The sequence below is a fragment of the Brevundimonas sp. FV2ps16 genome (genome assembly GCF_058681075.1).
Map to the genome: position 1 here is coordinate 1693736 of NZ_CM178728.1, position 14898 is coordinate 1708633.

The window sequence follows — 14898 nt, forward strand, 5'->3', positions numbered from 1 at the left end:
TTTCGTGCCTAAAGGCCGTCGAAGAAGGCGGGCACGGCCAGGGTCGCGGGGCCATAGACCCCCTCGTCGAACAGTCGGGCGCCCTGCGTCGGCTCCAGATTGATCTCCACCGTCCGCGCCCCGGCGTGACGGGCCAACTGCACGAACCCCGCCGCCGGATAGACTGCGCCCGAGGTGCCGATGGAGACGAACAGATCGCAGGCCTCAAGCGCCCGCTCGATCCTCTCCATGGCCAGCGGCGTCTCCCCGAACCAGACGATATGCGGCCGCATCCGCCCCTGCGGATGATGCGGCGAGGCCTCGTCCGCCGTCATGTCGCCGGGCCAGCTCATCACAACCCCCGACCGGGTGCAGCGGCCTTTGAGCAGTTCGCCGTGCATATGGATCAGTTCGAACCCCGCCGCCGGCGGGGTCTCGGCGTGCGCCCGGTCGTGCAGGTCATCGACGTTCTGCGTCACCAGCAGGAAGTCGTCCGCCCATCGCGCCGCCAGCGCGGCCAGGGCGATATGCGCCGCATTGGGCCGCACCTGCGCCAACTGCCGCCGCCGCTGATTGTAGAAGTCCTGAACCAGGGCCGGGTCCGTCGCATAGCCCTCTGGCGTCGCCACATCCTCGACCCTGTGCCCGCACCACAGGCCGTCGTCCGCCCGGAACGTGGGCACGCCGCTCTCGGCCGATATGCCGGCGCCGGTCAGGACGACGAGGTTTCTGGGTGACATAGCGGCTTCATACCATCCTGCGCCTGCCCTAGAAGAGGATCGAATCGTTCAGGAGCCCTGTCATGAAGACCCGCGCCGCCGTCGCCTTTGAAGCCAAACGTCCGCTTGAGATCGTCGAGGTCGATCTGGAGGGGCCGCGCGCCGGCGAGGTCCTGATCGAGATCAAGGCCACCGGCATCTGCCACACCGACGCCTATACGCTGGACGGTCTGGACTCCGAGGGGATCTTCCCCTCGATCCTAGGCCATGAGGGCGCGGGCGTGGTGGTCGAGGTTGGACCGGGCGTGACCTCGGTCGCCGTCGGCGACCACGTCATCCCGCTGTACACGCCCGAGTGCCGCCAGTGTAAGTCGTGCCTGTCGCGCAAGACCAACCTCTGCACCTCGATCCGCGCCACCCAGGGCAAGGGTCTGATGCCCGACGGCACGTCGCGCTTCAGCTACAAGGGCCAAGCTATCGCCCACTATATGGGCTGCTCGACCTTCTCGAACTACACCGTCCTGCCCGAGATCGCGGTGGCCAAGATCCGTAAGGACGCTCCCTTCGACAAGGCCTGCTACGTGGGCTGCGGCGTGACCACCGGCGTCGGCGCCGTGGTCAACACCGCCAAGGTCGAGCCGGGCGCCAACGCCGTGGTCTTCGGCCTGGGCGGCATCGGCCTGAACGTCATCCAGGGGCTGAAGATGGTCGGCGCCGACATGATCGTCGGCGTGGACATCAACCCCGACAAGGAAGAATGGGGCCGACGCTTCGGCATGACCCATTTCGTCAACCCGAAGGAGGTCTCCGACGTGGTCGCCCATCTGATCGAACTGACCGGCGGCGGCGCCGACTACACCTTCGACTGCACCGGCAACACGGTGGTCATGCGCCAGGCGCTGGAAGCCTGCCATCGCGGCTGGGGCGAGAGCATCGTCATCGGCGTGGCTGAATCCGGCAAGGAGATCGCCACCCGACCGTTCCAACTGGTCACCGGGCGCGTCTGGCGCGGTTCCGCCTTCGGCGGCGCGCGCGGCCGCACCGACACGCCGCGCATCGTCGACTGGTACATGGACGGCAAGATCGAGATCGACCCGATGATCACCCACACCTTCCCGCTGGAGGACATCAACAAGGCCTTCGACCTGATGCACGAAGGCAAGAGCATCCGTTCGGTGGTGGTGTTCTAGGAGCACTGGAATGACGGCGGCGAGGGTCACTGGGCTGCCTCAAGAGCCGTCTGGCGGATTATCGTAAGCGGTCCGAGATCGGCGTTGCGCTCAGTTAGTGCAAGACAACGCGCTCCCGCCTAAGGATGGGGCGAAACAGAGGGAGGGAATCATGTTCACCCACGTCACCGTCGGCGCCAACGATGTCGAGGCGTCGCGCCGCTTCTATGACGCCGCTCTCGGCGCGCTCGGCATCGACGCCGCTCAGGGGCCTGATCCGAAGGGCCGCTACTGGTGGCGCACGCCGCACGGCGCCTTCGCCGTGGGCAAGCCCATCGACGGCGAACCAGCTTGCCACGCCAACGGCGGCACGATCGGTTTGGCTGCCAAGGATACGGCGGCGGTCGACGCCTTCCACGCCGCCGGCGTCTCGGCCGGCGGAACCACGATCGAGGACCCGCCCGGTTTGCGCCAGGGTGCGTTCGGCAAGCTGTACCTCGCCTATCTACGCGATCCCTCGGGCAACAAGATCTGCGCCGTCCACCGGGTGGCCGACTGAGGAGAGCGTCGTGACGGCGTCTGCGGATGGAGCCGGGCGCGGCGCCGACAGGATCATCGTGTCCTGCGCCGGAGCGGTTTTTGGTTTTGCCGTACGTGATCCCGGTCTAGGTTGATCCCTTCGGATTTCGGGGGATAGCCGCATGACCAGCAAGACCGCCGCGCCTGGCACGATGGACGCCTTTTACGACGCCGTCACCAATGTCAGCGACTTCATCTGGGGCGGAAGTTGGAACGGCGAGTCCGTCCTGCCTTTCCCGCCGATGGTGGTCGTCCTGCTGGGCGCAGGCGTCTGGTTCATGGTCGGCCTGCGCTTCTATCCCATCCTGAAGCTGGGCTCGGCCTTCGCCGGCCTGTTCAAGAAGGACAAGGACGGCAAGGAGGCGGGCGAGATTTCCCCCTTCGCCGCCCTGTCGACGGCCCTTTCGGGCCAGGTCGGGACCGGAAACCTGGCGGGGGTGGCGACGGCCCTGACGCTGGGCGGGCCGGGCGCCCTGTTCTGGATGTGGATCACCGCCCTGTTGGGCATGGCCCTGGCCTTCGCGGAAGGCTCGCTGGCCGTGCGGTTCCGCGACCACGATCCCAAGCGCGGCTATTCCGGCGGTCCGATGACCTATATCCGCCGCGGTCTGGGCAAGAAATGGACCTGGCTGGCGGTGCTGTTCTGCATCGGCACCCTGTTCTCGTCCGTGGCCACCGGAAATATGATCCAGTCCAACTCGATCGCCGACTCCATCGTCGCGCTGACCGGCGTGCAGGAATGGGTGGCGGGGCTGATTGTCGCGGCCCTGGTCTTTGTCGTGATCATCGGCGGCATCAAGTCGATCGGCAACATCGCCGAGTTCATCGTGCCGATCATGGCCGTGGCCTATCTTCTTCTGGCGCTGATCGCCTTGATCCTGAACGCTTCCGACCTGCCCGCCACCTTCGCCATGATCTTCGACAGCGCCTTCACCGGCATGTCGGCTGTCGGCGGTTTCGCCGGCGCTGGTGTGATGATGGCGATCCGCGCCGGTGTGGCGCGCGGTCTGTTCTCGAACGAGGCCGGCCAAGGCTCCACCCCCATGGCCCACGCTGTCGCCCAGACCAATGATCCGGCGCGCCAGGGCCGTTTCGCCATGATGGGCACCTTCATCGACACCATCGTGATCTGCACCATGACCGGCCTGGTCCTGTTGACGGTGCGCGGGGCCTTTCCGGCCAGCGGCGGGGTGGTCGAACATGTGTGGAACTCGGACCTGCGCGGTTTCGAGATGACCCTGGCCGCCTATGGCGCAGCCTTCCCCCAGCTGTTGTTCGGTCAGACCACACTGGGCGGGCTGGTGGTGTCGATCGCCTTGATGCTGTTCGTCTTCACCACCCTGCTGACCTGGAGCTACTACGGCGAGCGGGCGGCGACCTTCCTGTTCGGGCCGTGGGTGGCGATCCCGTGGCGCCTCTTGTGGTGCGCGATGATCTTCGTCGGCGCCTTCCAGCAGATCGAGTTCGTCTGGCGTATGGGCGACATCGCCAATGCGGCCATGGCCCTGCCGAACCTGGTCGCTATCCTGGCCTTGTCCGGTGTGGTCTTCGCCCTGGCGCGCGGCGTCAAGGACGCGGGCGAGGACAAGGTCGCCAGTTCGGAAATGCAGACGATCGAAGAAAAGGAATAGGGGCGGCGGCCGGTATCGACGGCGCGCCGTCGCGTGTCCGTATCGTCCCCCGCAGGAGGCCCGATGAACACTGTTAAAACCCACGTCGTCCACGGCGGCGTCCTGCGCTATCTGAAGCACGACAGCGCGACAACGGGCACGCCGATGACCCTGTCCGTCTTCGTTCCGGGTGGGGAGGGGCCGTTCCCCGTCTTGATCTGGCTGTCGGGCCTGACCTGTACCGAGGACAATTTCACCACCAAGGCCGGCGCCTATCGGGCTGCCGCCGAGCATGGCGTCATCATCGTCGCGCCCGACACCTCGCCGCGCGGCGAAGGTGTTGCGGACGATCCGGCCTATGACCTGGGCCAGGGCGCAGGCTTCTATGTCGATGCGACCCAGGCGCCCTGGTCACCGCACTTCCGCATGGAGACCTATGTCACGGAAGAGCTGATCGCCCTGATCGATGCGGAGTTCCCGACCACCGGCGTCCGGTCGATCTCGGGCCATTCGATGGGCGGACACGGGGCCCTGACCCTGGCGTTGAACCACCCCGGCCTGTTCCGCTCTGTCTCCGCCTTCGCCCCCATCTGTTCGCCGACCCGCTGCCCCTGGGGCGAAAAGGCCTTCACCGCCTATCTGGGTGAGGACCGCGCCGCCTGGGATCGCCACGACGCCGCCAAACTGATCGAGGCGGGCGCGGCCCGACGCGCTGAAGGAGGGGACGTCTATGACGACATCCTGATCGACCAGGGCGACGCCGACAGCTTCCTGACCGACCAGCTCAAGCCCGAACTGCTCCAGTCCGCCGCCGACGCCGCCGGTCAGAAGGTCACCATCCGGCTGCAGCCCGGCTACGACCACTCCTACTTCTTCATGACCAGCTTCATCGCCGACCACGTCGCCTTCCACGCCAAACGTCTGAAGGCCTGAGGGCGGCTGTCGCGGATCGGGCTGCGGTGCTAGAGGGGCGGCATGAGCGCTCTTGATCCCTACGAACCGATGTTTTCCGCCCTTTGCCGCGAGGTGGGTTATTGCCTGCACGAGAAGGGGCAGAAGCGCGTGATCGCCGCCTTGCCGAGCGGCCTGGACGCCGCCGTGCGCGCGGTGTTCGCCGCCGAAGGCGTGGACGAACCGAATGCGCCCGGCGACGTCAAGCGCGCCGTGCGCGAATGCCTGAAGGCGAACTTGCCAGCTTAACCGTTCCGGGCCGATAAATCGTAACCAATCCGGGCGATGGTGCTTGGGTTATGCAAACGGGCGCCTAGATGAAGGGCGTCGGAATATGTCGCGAGAGGAAATTCCATGGCCTTCACCCTGCCCCCGCTGCCCTACGCCTATGATGCGCTGGAGCCGGCCATCGACAAGGAGACGATGACCTTCCACCACGACAAGCACCATCAGACCTATGTCGATAACCTGAACAAGGCCGTCGATGCGGACGCTGAACTGCAAGGCAAGTCGCTGGAGGAGATTTTCACCAGCATCTCGACCGCGCCCAAGGCCGTACGCAATAACGGCGGCGGTCACTGGAATCACAGCCTGTTCTGGGAGCTGCTGGCCCCCGCCGACCAAGCCGGCCAGCCCTCGGCCGAGCTCGCCGCCGCTATCGACAGCGACCTGGGCGGCATGGACAAGTTCAAGGAAGACTTCAACGCCGCCGGCGCCGCACAGTTCGGCTCGGGCTGGGCCTGGCTTATCGTCCAGAACGGCAAGCTGAAGATCACCTCCACCCCGAACCAGGACAATCCGCTGATGGACGTCGTGGAAGAGCGTGGCGAAGTCATCCTGGGCGCCGACGTCTGGGAGCACGCCTACTATCTGAAGTACCAGAACCGCCGCGCCGACTATCTGAAGTCCTTCTGGTCGGTGGTGAACTGGAACAAGGTCAACGAACTTTACGCTTCCGCTATCTAAGCTTGGCCTAAGCCATTAGATGACGCCCGTCGGAACCTCCGGCGGGCGTTTTCGATTCAGCCTGCACACAGGAGTGAAACGATGCGGATTCTTATGGCGACGGCGGCCGTGACGGCCCTGGCCCTGGCGGCCTGCTCTCCGGCGGCGAATGATCAAAACTCGGGCGAGCCTGCGTCGCCGAACCCGACCTCTACGGTCGCTGCTCCGGCGGAAAAGCCGGTCTATCGGTTCAAGATCGGCGCCCTGGACGCCATCGCCCTGTTCGACGGTGAGAACCCCGTGCCGAACGATAATAAGGTCTTTGGCGTGGGGCTGACGCCTCAGGCGGTCGCCGCCCCCCTGACCGCCGCCGGACAACCGGCCGATCCCATCATGCTGGAGATCCATCCGCTTCTGGTGCGGAGCGGCGCCCGGACCATGCTGTTCGACACCGGACTGGGGGCCGGCAAGGGCCAGTTGATGCAGAGCCTGCAGACGGCCGGCGTCGATCCCGCCAGCATCACTGACGTGATGATCTCGCATGGCCACGGCGACCATGTGGGCGGTCTGGTCGCTGATGGCGGCCTGGCCTTCCCCAACGCCGCGATCCGGATGTCGGAGGCCGAATGGGGGGCGATCCGCGCCAATCCCGAGATGGCGGATCTGGTTCGCGCGATCACGCCCAAGGTCCAGGCTTTCCGTCCGGGCGACGAGGTCGCGCCGGGCGTTGAGGCTCAGGACACGGCCGGTCATACGCCGGGGCACGTCGCCTATCTGATCGCCGACGGCCAGAACCAGCTATTGTATACGGGCGACCTGATGCACCACTGGGTCCTGTCGGTCGAGCATCCGGACTGGACCGTCGGCTATGACGACGATGCGGAGGCGGGAAAGAAGGCGCGTCTAGATGAGATCACGGCGCTCAGGGCGTCGGGAGCCCATATCTACGCCTATCACTTCCCCTTCCCGGGGCTGGGGAAGATCCAGACCCGCGAGGGGCGTGCGATTTTCATCAAGGAGGCGCAGCCGGCGACCTGATCGCACGTCTGACGTCGGCGTTCAGCTCGTGAACGTCGGACGCGATCGCTCCATCATGCGTTCGGAATGATGTTGTCGCAGGACCCGGCGTTGACGCAGAAGCTCATGAATACCGTCGGCAAGCTCCAGCAATTGCCTGTCGGAAAGCGGCTCGACCATATCGATCAGCTTCTGCTTCAACTTGTCGAAAGCCTGATCGCTTAGGCCGGTCGTCGTCGAATGCGCCATTTCGCCCTCCGCGAGGGGATCAGGAGATGTGCCTCCGACGAGAAGAAGATCGGCCGCGGCCGTGGGGTTCCGGTTCATCGTGCTTAACGCGCCGCACGGCTTGACTCCGCCAGTCTGTGTGGCGATAAGCGCCGCCTTCCACGTGTCCGGTTCGCCGGACGCGGGGATTGATGACGGAAGATGCGTGGACCGCCGTTGAGATCGCATTCCCAATCGAGGGGATGCCGGGCCGTATCGTCGAAAAGAGAATAGAATGTCCAAGCGCCACAGCGCCAAATACAAGATCGACCGGGCCATGGGTGAAAACCTGTGGGGTCGCGCCAAGTCTCCGGTCAACAAGCGCTCCTACGGTCCCGGCCAGCACGGTCAGCGTCGCAAGTCGAAGGTTTCGGACTTCGGTCTGCAACTGAAGGCCAAGCAGAAGCTGAAGGGCTACTACGGCAACATCACCGAGAAGCAGTTCGCCAAGACCTATGACGAAGCTGCGCGCCGCAAGGGCAACACCTCGGAAAACCTGATCGGCCTGCTGGAATCGCGTCTGGACGCCATCGTCTACCGCGCCAAGTTCGTCCCGACCGTCTGGGCCGCTCGCCAGTTCGTCAGCCACGGCCACGTCCTGGTCAACGGCAAGAAGGTCGACATCGCCTCCTACCGCGTGAAGCCGGAAGACGTCGTCACCGTGAAGGAAAAGTCGCGCAACATGGCTCTGGTGCTCGAAGCCCAGCAGTCGTCGGAACGCGACGTGCCGGATTATCTGGAACTGTCGGATCGTTCGTTCTCGGTCCGTTACGTCCGCGTGCCCGAACTGACGGACGTCCCGTACGCCGTGAAGATGGAACCGAACCTGGTCGTCGAATACTACGCCTCCTAAGGGAAGCGTCTCTGGCGGGAGGAGCCTCCTACAGGCGGCTTCCCTCGCAGCAGAGATAACGAGTTTGAAGGGCCCCGGATTCGTCCGGGGCCCTTTATCTTTCAGCCCGTTCCCTTCCTGAGCGAACTGGCGCATTCTCGGGCTATTCAGGGTTCGATCGAACAGGGGAGGCCGCCAAGCGATGCGCGCCGTCTTCAAATCTCTAGTGATCATCGCCGCACTGTCGGCAGGCTTATCCGCCTGTGCGGGCGGCGCCGATGCGCCCAGCGTCTCGACTGCGGGCATGCCCGGCGCGCTTGAGCCAATCCACGCCGCCGCCTTCACCAAGGACGCGGCCGTCTTCTGGGTCAGCTCCAACGGCTGCACCCACAAGGAAGACCTGATCCCCATCGTCAGCATCAAGGGCGCCGACGCGGTCATCACCCTGCGGCGGATTGACGAGGACACCTGCAAGGAGCCCCTGGTCCATGGCGTCGAGCTGAAATGGTCGTTCGAGGAATTGGGCCTGGCTCCCGGTTCGCCGGTCAGTGTCAACAACCCCTACCAACTGCCCCAGACCTGACGGCCAGACCTGACGACCAGACCTGACGACCAGACCTGACCACCGGCGCCGAGCCTTGGCCTTAGCGGCCGTAGCCCGGCCAGTTCCCCTTGCCGGCGCGTTCGTACTGGGGCGGCAGGCCTTCGCCGTGACCCAGGGCCACGGCGGCATGGTGGGCCCAATTTGGGTCGTCCAGAGCGGCGCGGGCGATGGCGACGATGTCCGCCTGTCCCGAGACGACGATGTCCTCGGCCTGTCGTGGGTCGATGATCATGCCCACAGCCATGACCGTCGCTTCGGGCACGGCCTTCTTGACGGCTTCGGCGAAGCGGACCTGATAGCCCGGTTCTGAACCCGGAATGTCGGCGCGGGCGACGTTGCCGCCCGACGTCAGGTGAAGATAGTCATAGCCCATCTCGTGCAAGGCGCGGCCAAAGGCGATCACCTCATCTAGCGCCACCCCGCCCTCGACCCAGTCCGAGCCGTTGAAGCGGACGCCCAGAGCCTTGGCCTGGGGCCAGGCGTCACGTAGCGCCTGGGCGACACGCAGCGGGAACCGCGCCCGCGCCTCTGTGGAGCCGCCGTAGGCGTCCGTGCGACGGTTCGACAGCGGCGACAGGAACTCGCTCAGCAAATAGCCATGGGCGGCGTGCAGTTCGACCAGGTCGAACCCCGCGCGATCGGCGCGGCGGGCGGCGTCCTCAAAGGCGGCGACAACGCGGTCCATGTCGGCCTCGGTCATCTCGGTCGGGGTATGCCAGTCGTCGCGGAAGGGCAGGGCGGACGGGCCGAAGGTTCGCCAGGCGCCCTCCTGGGCGGTCAGGGCGCGCCCACCCTTCCAGGGGGCTGAGGTCGAGGCCTTGCGGCCGGCATGGGCCAGTTGGATTCCGATCGGCGTCTGGGAATAGGTGCGCAGACCCTTGAGAAGGTCGGCCAGGACGGCTTCCTGCGTGTCGTTCCACAGGCCGAGATCGTCGGGGGTGATACGGCCGGCGGCCTCGACGCCCGTCGCCTCTAGGATCACCAGGCCGGCGCCGGACAGGGCAAGGCGGCCCAGGTGTTGGACATGCCAGGGCTGGGCCACGCCATCCACGGCCGAATATTGGCACATCGGCGCGATGGCGATGCGGTTTTTCAGCGTCAAAGGACCGATGCTGCGCGGCGAGAAGAGCTGACTCATAGAAAGGCATCCAGAAAGGCATCGGGGAAGGGAGACGGTAGCTATGCCTGTTGCGGTCCTGATCAAGGAGCGACCTTTCCGATTGTTCACCTGGCTTGCTGAAAATTCACGTGCCTGTCCGCTCGCCACGCGTCACAAAAGCCTCAAGCTTCATTAGGGGATCACACCAATGCTTCGTCTCGCTCTCGCCATCGCCATCGCCGCCCCGCTGCTGTCGGGCTGCATCATCGTCGCGACTGAAAAGCCCACCACGCGGGTGATCACGACGCCGGCCTCGGATCAATAATGCGCGGCGCCCTCAAGGTGCTGGCGGCAGCGGCGCTTGCCGCTCCTCTGCTGTCAGCCTGCGTCATCTATGACAGCGACGCGGGCGAGAACGTCTCGGTCAATGTCTTGCGCGATGACGCCCCGCCGGCGGAGGCCATTCGCGAAGCTCGCTTTGTGGACGGCGCCCTGGTCGTTCGGGTCGATTCCAACGGCTGCACCCAGGCGTCGGATTTCGAGGTTTCGGTGGACGATCACTCGCCTGCCAAAATCACCCTGCGCCGCTTGAAGCCGGATATGTGCAAGGCCTTGGTTCCCGATGGCGTCGATTTGCGGTGGACCTATGCCGATCTCGGGTTGGAGCCCGGCACGCCCGCGCGAATTCTCAATCCGCTGAAGTAGTGCTGAACACCGCCGCCATGGCGGCGGGGATACGCTGCGGCCTCAGGGTCGCGGCGTCGACCAGGCACCATTCGGAGACGCCCTGGGCGCAGACGCGGCCCTGGGCGTCCTCGATCCGGACATAGCGGTTGAAACGTGGGCCCTGGGGATCGCCGACCCAGGTCCGGGCGACGACGCCGGTCGCGCCCGGCTCGATCGCGCGCAGATAGTCGATCTCATGCCGCAGGGCGACCCAGGAACATCTGGCGCGGGTCGCCTCGTCGAAGCGGGCGGTCCAGTGGGCCGTGCCCACATCCTGAAGCCAGCCGACATAGACGACGTTGTTGACGTGGCCGTTGGCGTCGATGTGCTCGGGGCGAACCTCGAGTGGAACGACGAAGACCTCGCGGTCTTCGCGCGGCGTCAGGACCGGGCGAGCCATCAGGCTTCGCCGAGTGGAACGCCCTTTTCCGTCATCAGGGCCTGAAGCTCGCCAGCCTGGAACATCTCGCGAATGATGTCCGACCCGCCGACGAACTCGCCCTTTACATACAGCTGAGGGATGGTGGGCCAGTCGGTGAAGGCCTTGATGCCTTCGCGCAGGGCTTCGTCCTGCAGCACGTCGACGCCGACGAAGGACGCCCCGACATGGTCGAGAATCTGGACCGCCAGGGAAGAGAAGCCGCAGCGCGGTTGGTCCGGCGTGCCCTTCATGAACAGCACGACGTCATTCTGGGCGACGGTGCCGCCGATGAAGGCGTGAACGGGATCTGCAGAAACGGTGTCGGTCACGGGAGAAGCCTTTCGTGAAGGTCGTCAGCTAGGGAGAGCCGGCGGCCGGGTCAAGGCGTGGTTGTGTCGATCGGGCAAGATCAGGCGGCGGCCGACGCCGTCACCCGGCCCATTTCGATCTGCGCGGCAAGCCCCGGCGGCAGGTCGCGTTCCGGCGTGGCGGCCAGCATCTCCAGCCGTTCCGTATCGTTGGCCCGGATGATCACGCTTGAGATCGTCGGATCCGTCAGCACATAGCTGAGGCAGATCGCCTCGGCCGGCCAGTTGGGCGTGCGATAGAGAAAGCCGAAGGCGTCGGCCTGTCGCGACTGGGGTGGGCGTTTGGGCGCGCCGCCAAGGCCGAACAGACCCTTCTTCGCGGCGGCCTGCGGCCCGCGCGGCTTGGAGCGCCGGTCGGTGAAATAGTCGTAGGCGAAGACCGCCATGTCCTGTTCGCGGGCGGCCCGCACGCGATTGCGCAGCTTCCAGTCGGCGTTGATGTCGAACGGGGTCAGCAGGACATCGAAGGCGCCGGTGGAGACATAGGTGTCCATCACATCGCCGCCGCCCGCCACGCCCAGTAGCTTGATGCGGCCGGTGGCGCGAAGGGCCTTCAGCGCGTTCAGTGACGATTGGGGCAGTTCGTGCTCGCCCGGCTCATGCAGCACGGCGACGTCGATCCAGCCCAGGCCCGAGAAGTGCAGCGCCCGATCGATGGCCGCGGTCATGCCCTCGGCCGAAAAGTCGCGCGTCCCTTCGCGATCCGCTCCGATTCCCAAGGTCAGGCCGACACAGACCAGCTTGCGATCGACATGGGCCAGGGCCTCGCCCAGCACCTCGGCGACGACCGGGTCGGCCGTCTCCAGCCGGTAGGAGTTCACCCCGGCCTCGAGGGCGGAATACAGCAGGTTCAGCGCGGCTTCGCGACCGCGCGCCAGACTGTCGAGGCCGAAGCTGAAGGTCAGGTTGGAAATGGCGGCGCCGGATACGCCGAAGGGGCGATAGCGCATAGGCTCAGCCCTCCTTGGACGGCGCGGCGGTTTCCAGCGCCAGGGCGTGCAACTCGCCGCCCATCTGTCCCTTCAGCGCCGCATAGACCAGCTGGTGCTGGCGCACGCGCGGCATGTCTTCGAAGGCGCTGGAGACGATGCGGGCACGATAATGGTCGCCGTCTCCGGCCAGATCGTCGATGGCGATCTCGGCGTCGGGAAAGGCGTCGACCAGATGCTGGCGCAGCGTTTCGACGGACATGGGCATGGGCGGGCTCTCGGATCGTTCCCTACGAGAATGCCCGATAAACCTTAATGCCGGGCTACGCCTTCTTTGGGCCGTTCGAACAACTGAACAGGATGATCCTTGTAGGTCGCCATCGCGTAGGGTCGGTAACCGACCCCTTGCGCCAGCCGAATGGAGGCGAGGTTTTCGGGGGCGATCATGCAGACCGTTCTCGGCGCCGGCAATCGGACGTCCGCCCATTCCAGAACCGCTCCAAGCGCCTCGGTAGCGAAGCCGCGACCTTGAAAGGCGGGGGAAAGACCCCAGCCCAGTTCGGGGTCGGTGAGAGGCGGATCAATCAATCGTCGATGATCCAGAATGGAGACGCTGCCCACATAGGCGCCGTCGCTCGCCAGACGGACAGTCCAATTGCCGTAACCGGCGACGCTCCACTGTCCCAGGTCACGGAGCAGCCGAAACCAGACCTCCTCGCTTGTCATCGGTCGCCCGGTAATATGCCGGGTAAATTCCTCGCTGGACCAGAGCGCGATCAGAGGATCCAAATCCGCTACTTCCACCGGGTTCAGCACCAGCCTCTCGGTTTTCAAAATCGCGGCGTTCACATCAGGCCCAGTTGCTTGAAGCTGGCCACCCCTTCGCGGCCGACGACCAGATGGTCGTGGACCTCGACGTTAAGGGCTCGGCCGGCCTGCACAACCTGTTTCGTCATCTCGATGTCGGCGCGGCTGGGGGTAGGGTCGCCGGACGGGTGATTGTGGACCAGGATCAAGGCGCTAGCCGAGAGCTCCAGGGCTCGGCGCACCACTTCGCGGGGATAGAGGGGGGCGTGATCAACCGTGCCGCGGTTCTGCACCTCGTCCAGGATCAGCTGGTTCTTTTTGTCGAGATACAGGATGCGGACCTGCTCGAGGGGCTCGTGTTGCAAGGCTACCCGCACATAAGCCAGTAGCGCGCTCCAGGACGATATGACCGGTCTCTTGACCGTCGGCTCGCGCGCGATCCGCCGTGTCACGTCGAAGATTAGCTGCAAGTCGAGCGCCACCGCCCTTGTGGCCTTGCCGGCGACATAGCCCAGCGACCGCGCCACCTGATCCTCAATGGCCTCATGGCTGGCCGCCCCAATCCCCTCAAGTCCTCCGAACCGGGCCAGCAGGTCCTTGGCCAACGGCTTGGTGTCCTTGTACGGAACGCTGCGGAAAAGCAGCAACTCCAGCAACTCATAGTCGGGCAGGGCGCCCAAGCCGCCCTTGGCCGCCCGCTCGCGCAGCCGATCACGATGGCCGCTGTGGCGCGGCTTTATTTTAGGCTCGGGTGTCGGGTTGTCCAGCATGTCCCCCTCCAGCCTTCGCAACCTGTGCGGAAGATGAATGGGGATCAAGGGTTCAGTTCGGGCGGAACAGCCCGGCCGGCGATGCGGTGAAGATTTCCAGCCCGTCTTCCGTGACCCCGATGGTGTGTTCGCACTGGGCCGATAGCGACTTGTCGCGCGTCACGGCGGTCCAGCCGTCGGACAGCACCTTCACATGCGGCTTGCCCAGGTTCACCATCGGCTCGACGGTGAAGAACATGCCGGTCTTCAGCACCGCCCCCTCGCCTTTGCGGCCGTAGTGCAGGACATTGGGACTGTCGTGGAAGATGCGGCCGATGCCATGGCCGCAGAAGTCGCGGACCACGCTCATCCGCTGGGCTTCGACGAACTTCTGGATGGCGAAGCCGATGTCGCCGAAAGTATTGCCGGGCTTGATCTGCGCCAGACCCAGATCCAGCGACTGATAGGTGACATCGATCAGTTTCCTGGCCCGGGCGTTGATCTCGCCCACCGCATACATGCGGCTGGAGTCGCCGTGCCAGCCGTCGACGATGACGGTGTGGTCGATGTTGACGATGTCGCCGTCCTTCAGCACCCGATCTCCAGGGATGCCGTGGCAGACCACGTGGTTGATCGAGGTACAGACGGTTTTTTCGTAGCCCTTGTAGCCCAGACAGGCGGGCAGGCCGCCATTGTCGAGGGTGAACTCTCGCACAAGGTCGTCGATGGTGCTGGTCAGCACGCCCGGCTTCACATGGGCAGTGATCATGTCGAGCGCCTCGGCGACCAGGCGGCCGGCCTTGCGCATGCCCTCGAAATCCTCCGCCGTATGGGTGCGGATGGCGCTGGAGCGGACCAGGGCGTCAGTTTCCAATTCGGGCGTTTCGTACATGGTTTCAATCAGCAGCGGCGACAGGCTCAGATGGCGATCCTATCACGGATACACAAGGCGATTGTGCGGCGGTGACGGATTCCTTTCCCGTACGGAACGCCGAAGTGTGTGTTGCGCGTCACGTTCGCCTACCGGAATGAACTTGCCCTAACGTCACCTCTCGCCGGTGTGATCGTGTGCAGTTTTTCAGACACAGTTTCGCCTGTTTCCCGGCGGAGACCCGCCATGCATGCAA

The 14898-nt window shown here is 65.1% G+C and carries 20 protein-coding genes; 10 read left to right on the plus strand and 10 right to left on the minus strand.

Features of this window, described 5'->3' with window-relative positions:
* Nucleotides 1-8 precede the first annotated feature (8 nt).
* Nucleotides 9-719: an NAD-dependent deacylase gene (locus ACW170_RS08165; RefSeq protein ID WP_492086246.1), complete on the minus strand. Its 711-nt coding sequence runs from the start codon at nucleotides 717-719 to the stop codon at nucleotides 9-11.
* 62 nt (nucleotides 720-781) lie between these two features.
* Here ACW170_RS08165 and ACW170_RS08170 point away from each other — a divergent pair, with 62 nt between their 5' ends.
* The 7 genes from ACW170_RS08170 (at nucleotide 782) to ACW170_RS08200 (ending at nucleotide 6990) form a co-directional block, all read left to right on the plus strand.
* Nucleotides 782-1888 (plus strand): S-(hydroxymethyl)glutathione dehydrogenase/class III alcohol dehydrogenase, encoded by a 1107-nt coding sequence (locus ACW170_RS08170; RefSeq protein ID WP_492086247.1) that lies wholly within the window; start codon nucleotides 782-784, stop codon nucleotides 1886-1888.
* Between the two features lie 151 nt (nucleotides 1889-2039).
* Entirely contained in the window at nucleotides 2040-2426 is a 387-nt protein-coding gene (locus ACW170_RS08175; RefSeq protein WP_492086248.1) for a VOC family protein, read from the plus strand.
* A 142-nt stretch (nucleotides 2427-2568) separates the two neighbouring features.
* Nucleotides 2569-4077 carry an alanine/glycine:cation symporter family protein gene (locus ACW170_RS08180; RefSeq protein ID WP_492086249.1) on the plus strand — a complete coding sequence of 503 codons (1509 nt, stop codon included), beginning with the start codon at nucleotides 2569-2571 and terminating at the stop codon, nucleotides 4075-4077.
* 63 nt (nucleotides 4078-4140) lie between these two features.
* Nucleotides 4141-4989 carry an S-formylglutathione hydrolase gene (gene fghA / locus ACW170_RS08185; RefSeq protein WP_492086250.1) on the plus strand — a complete coding sequence of 283 codons (849 nt, stop codon included), beginning with the start codon at nucleotides 4141-4143 and terminating at the stop codon, nucleotides 4987-4989.
* 42 nt (nucleotides 4990-5031) lie between these two features.
* A complete protein-coding gene (locus tag ACW170_RS08190; protein WP_492086251.1) occupies nucleotides 5032-5256 on the plus strand; it encodes a hypothetical protein in 225 nt (74 codons plus the stop codon).
* A 105-nt stretch (nucleotides 5257-5361) separates the two neighbouring features.
* Complete coding sequence (locus ACW170_RS08195) at nucleotides 5362-5973, plus strand: superoxide dismutase (protein ID WP_492086252.1); 612 nt, start codon at nucleotides 5362-5364, stop codon at nucleotides 5971-5973.
* Nucleotides 5974-6054: 81 nt separating this feature from the next.
* A complete protein-coding gene (locus tag ACW170_RS08200) occupies nucleotides 6055-6990 on the plus strand; it encodes an MBL fold metallo-hydrolase (protein WP_492086253.1) in 936 nt (311 codons plus the stop codon).
* A gap of 21 nt (nucleotides 6991-7011) precedes the next feature.
* Here the strand turns inward: ACW170_RS08200 and ACW170_RS08205 are convergent, their stop codons facing one another.
* Complete coding sequence (locus tag ACW170_RS08205) at nucleotides 7012-7218, minus strand: hypothetical protein (RefSeq protein ID WP_492086254.1); 207 nt, start codon at nucleotides 7216-7218, stop codon at nucleotides 7012-7014.
* A 253-nt stretch (nucleotides 7219-7471) separates the two neighbouring features.
* Here ACW170_RS08205 and rpsD point away from each other — a divergent pair, with 253 nt between their 5' ends.
* Together rpsD and ACW170_RS08215 are read left to right on the plus strand one after the other, a co-directional pair.
* Nucleotides 7472-8089 carry a 30S ribosomal protein S4 gene (gene rpsD, locus ACW170_RS08210; RefSeq protein WP_271164458.1) on the plus strand — a complete coding sequence of 206 codons (618 nt, stop codon included), beginning with the start codon at nucleotides 7472-7474 and terminating at the stop codon, nucleotides 8087-8089.
* A gap of 181 nt (nucleotides 8090-8270) precedes the next feature.
* Nucleotides 8271-8651, plus strand: a complete 381-nt coding sequence (locus ACW170_RS08215) for a hypothetical protein (protein WP_492086255.1) — start codon at nucleotides 8271-8273, stop codon at nucleotides 8649-8651.
* A 61-nt stretch (nucleotides 8652-8712) separates the two neighbouring features.
* Here the strand turns inward: ACW170_RS08215 and ACW170_RS08220 are convergent, their stop codons facing one another.
* The gene (locus tag ACW170_RS08220; protein ID WP_492086256.1) at nucleotides 8713-9810 is read right to left on the minus strand and encodes an NADH:flavin oxidoreductase/NADH oxidase; all 1098 of its coding nucleotides are present in this window, start codon (nucleotides 9808-9810) and stop codon (nucleotides 8713-8715) included.
* A gap of 285 nt (nucleotides 9811-10095) precedes the next feature.
* Here ACW170_RS08220 and ACW170_RS08225 point away from each other — a divergent pair, with 285 nt between their 5' ends.
* A complete protein-coding gene (locus ACW170_RS08225; protein WP_492086257.1) occupies nucleotides 10096-10476 on the plus strand; it encodes a hypothetical protein in 381 nt (126 codons plus the stop codon).
* On the opposite strand, the gene ACW170_RS08230 is transcribed toward ACW170_RS08225, so the two are convergent.
* From ACW170_RS08230 to map, 7 genes are all read right to left on the minus strand, one after another.
* Nucleotides 10460-10897, minus strand: a complete 438-nt coding sequence (locus tag ACW170_RS08230) for an acyl-CoA thioesterase (protein ID WP_492086258.1) — start codon at nucleotides 10895-10897, stop codon at nucleotides 10460-10462. The two genes, ACW170_RS08225 and ACW170_RS08230, sit on opposite strands and share 17 nt — an antisense overlap.
* Entirely contained in the window at nucleotides 10897-11247 is a 351-nt protein-coding gene (gene grxD / locus ACW170_RS08235) for a Grx4 family monothiol glutaredoxin (RefSeq protein WP_492086259.1), read from the minus strand. The genes ACW170_RS08230 and grxD overlap by 1 nt, the downstream gene beginning before the upstream one ends.
* A gap of 80 nt (nucleotides 11248-11327) precedes the next feature.
* Nucleotides 11328-12236 (minus strand): aldo-keto reductase family protein, encoded by a 909-nt coding sequence (locus ACW170_RS08240; RefSeq protein ID WP_492086260.1) that lies wholly within the window; start codon nucleotides 12234-12236, stop codon nucleotides 11328-11330.
* A gap of 4 nt (nucleotides 12237-12240) precedes the next feature.
* The gene (locus tag ACW170_RS08245; protein WP_492086261.1) at nucleotides 12241-12483 is read right to left on the minus strand and encodes a BolA/IbaG family iron-sulfur metabolism protein; all 243 of its coding nucleotides are present in this window, start codon (nucleotides 12481-12483) and stop codon (nucleotides 12241-12243) included.
* Between the two features lie 44 nt (nucleotides 12484-12527).
* Nucleotides 12528-13064: a GNAT family N-acetyltransferase gene (locus tag ACW170_RS08250; RefSeq protein ID WP_492086262.1), complete on the minus strand. Its 537-nt coding sequence runs from the start codon at nucleotides 13062-13064 to the stop codon at nucleotides 12528-12530.
* The gene (gene radC, locus ACW170_RS08255) at nucleotides 13061-13792 is read right to left on the minus strand and encodes a RadC family protein (protein ID WP_492086263.1); all 732 of its coding nucleotides are present in this window, start codon (nucleotides 13790-13792) and stop codon (nucleotides 13061-13063) included. The genes ACW170_RS08250 and radC overlap by 4 nt, the downstream gene beginning before the upstream one ends.
* Before the next feature lie 52 nt (nucleotides 13793-13844).
* Nucleotides 13845-14663 (minus strand): type I methionyl aminopeptidase, encoded by an 819-nt coding sequence (map, locus tag ACW170_RS08260; RefSeq protein ID WP_492086264.1) that lies wholly within the window; start codon nucleotides 14661-14663, stop codon nucleotides 13845-13847.
* Nucleotides 14664-14898: the final 235 nt, after the last annotated feature.